Raw genomic sequence first — 2,041 nt, 5'->3', positions numbered from 1 at the left:
GTGCTGATGTTCTCGATGTCGGGCAAGGAGCTCGGCAAGCAGCTCGAGCGCCGCGTCGGCCAGTGCGTGCTGACCTGTCCGACCACCGCGGTGTTCGCGGGCCTGCCGCGCGGCGCGCCCGGCAGCGACGTGGCCGCGCTCGGCAAGAACCTGCGCTTCTTCGGCGACGGCTGGCAGATCTCCAAGGTGATCGACGGCGTGCGCTACTGGCGCGTGCCGGTGATGGACGGCGAGTTCGTCGCGCAGGAAGACACGCCCGTGGTGAAGGCCGTGGGCGGCGGCAACCTGCTGCTGCTCGCGCGCGATACCGATGCCGCGCTGGCCGCCGCCGAGGCCGCGGTGGCGGCGATGAAGCGGCTGCCCAACGTGGTGATGCCGTTTCCGGGCGGCGTGGTGCGATCGGGCTCGAAGGTCGGAAGCCGCTATGCGAACCTCAATGCCTCGACCAACGATGCCTTCTGCCCGAGCCTCGTCGGGCTGGTGGCACACAGCGAACTGGCGGGTGGAACTTCCGCACAGGAGATCGGCTGCGTGATGGAAATCGTGATCGACGGCCTGACCGAGGCCGACGTGGGCGCCGCCATGCGCGTGGGCATGGAAGCGGCCATTGCCATCGGGCCGGCTGGCGGCCTGCTGCGGATTTCGGCCGGCAACTACGGCGGCAAGCTGGGGCCGTTCCATTTCCACCTGCACAAGCTGCTGGGCGCGGCGGGAGATGCGCCATGAGCGGTTGGCACTTCAGGCTGCGGCAGGCGCCTGCGCTGCGTGTCGATCTGCGGGGCATCACGCCGGCGGCGCTGGCGGAATTCTCGGCTGCGCAGATCGGGCAGCTGCGCGTGGGCCATGGCAACGCGATGCTGCCGCTGGCCGAGCTGTTCGATGTTGCGCCGGGCACGGAAGAGGGCGTGCTTCGCTTCGAAGGCGATCTCGGGCGCTTCGACCGCATCGGCTGGCAGATGGACGGCGGGCGCATCCGCGTCGAAGGCGATGCGGGCCACTATGCCGGCGGCTGCATGCGCGGCGGCGCGCTGCAGATCGATGGCAGCACCGGCCTGCTGGCCGCCTGCGAAATGGCCGGCGGCCGCATCGACGTGAAGGGCGACGTCGGCGACTTCGCGGCCAGCACCTTGCCCGGCAGCATGGACGGCATGCGCGGCGGCACCCTCGTGGTCCATGGCCATGCGGGCGAGCGTTTCGGCGACCGCATGCGCCGCGGGTCCGCTCTGGTCCACGGCGATGCGGGCGCGTTCCTGGGCTCGCGCATGGTGGCGGGCACCATCGCCGTGGGCGGCCAGGCCGGCGCGCATGCGGGCTACGGCATGCGCCGCGGCAGCATCGTCTTTGCAGCACCGGGCGCGGCGCTGCCGGCGGGCATCGAGGCGGCATTGACCTTTGTGCCGAACCGGACCGCAACGCCGGTGTTCTGGGCCCTGCTGGCGCGAGATCTCGCGCGCCACGGCGGAGCTTTTGCGGCCTTGCCTGCACGCCGCATCGAACGTCACCTGGGCGATCTTTCAGCGGACGGCAAGGGCGAACTCATCCTGTGCCCGTGACCCGTCCCGGACTTTTCTTCAAACCACTCCTGAATTCCTTTCCATGACGCATCCCTATCTTTTCCACGCCGGCGAAGCCACCGTCCTTGCCAAGGAGGGCCAGTTCACCGACGCGATGCCCGAGATCCTGATCGGCGCGACCGACGGTCCCGTGGGCCAGGCCTTTGCCAACATGATGGCGCAGAGCAAGGGCCACACCGCGATGTTCGCGATCCGCGCCTGCAACCAGCTCGTGCGGCCCGCGACCATCATGGTGCCCAAGGTCACGCTGAAGGACGTGGCCAATATCGACCTGTTCGGCGGCGTGGTGCAAAGCGCAACGGCCGATGCGGTGGTCGATTGCCTGATCGATGGCATCATTCCCCGGGAACATGCCAACACGCTGTGCATCATCAGCCTGGTGTGGATCGATCCGCGCTGCGCCAAGGACCAGAACCTCGACAAGAAAGACATGTACCGCACCAACTACGAAGCCACCAAGCTCGCGA

The 2,041-nt window shown here is 68.6% G+C and carries 3 protein-coding genes; all 3 read left to right on the top strand.

From position 1 onward, the window contains the following. A partial coding sequence (gene fhcD / locus AC1DOC_RS31140) for a formylmethanofuran--tetrahydromethanopterin N-formyltransferase (RefSeq protein WP_478131272.1) occupies positions 1-726 on the top strand: 726 nt, incomplete at its 5' end. Continuing rightward, a complete protein-coding gene (locus AC1DOC_RS31135) occupies positions 723-1,553 on the top strand; it encodes a formylmethanofuran dehydrogenase subunit C (protein ID WP_478079186.1) in 831 nt (276 codons plus the stop codon). The genes fhcD and AC1DOC_RS31135, both read left to right, overlap by 4 nt. Positions 1,554-1,596: 43 nt before the next feature. Beyond that, positions 1,597-2,041 (top strand): formaldehyde-activating enzyme (locus AC1DOC_RS31130; RefSeq protein ID WP_478131271.1); only part of this gene is annotated, 445 nt, incomplete at its 3' end.

It is taken from the genome of Variovorax sp. 01T439_2 (genome assembly GCF_056398445.1).
Note: the sequence above shows the minus strand (reverse complement) of the source record. Positions and strands in the feature narration are given on the sequence as shown.

Excerpts from the sequence above, each read along its gene's own strand:
- AC1DOC_RS31135 (WP_478079186.1), top strand. The coding sequence starts at position 723 with ATGAGCGGTTGGCACTTCAGGCTGCGGCAGGCGCCTGCGCTGCGTGTC.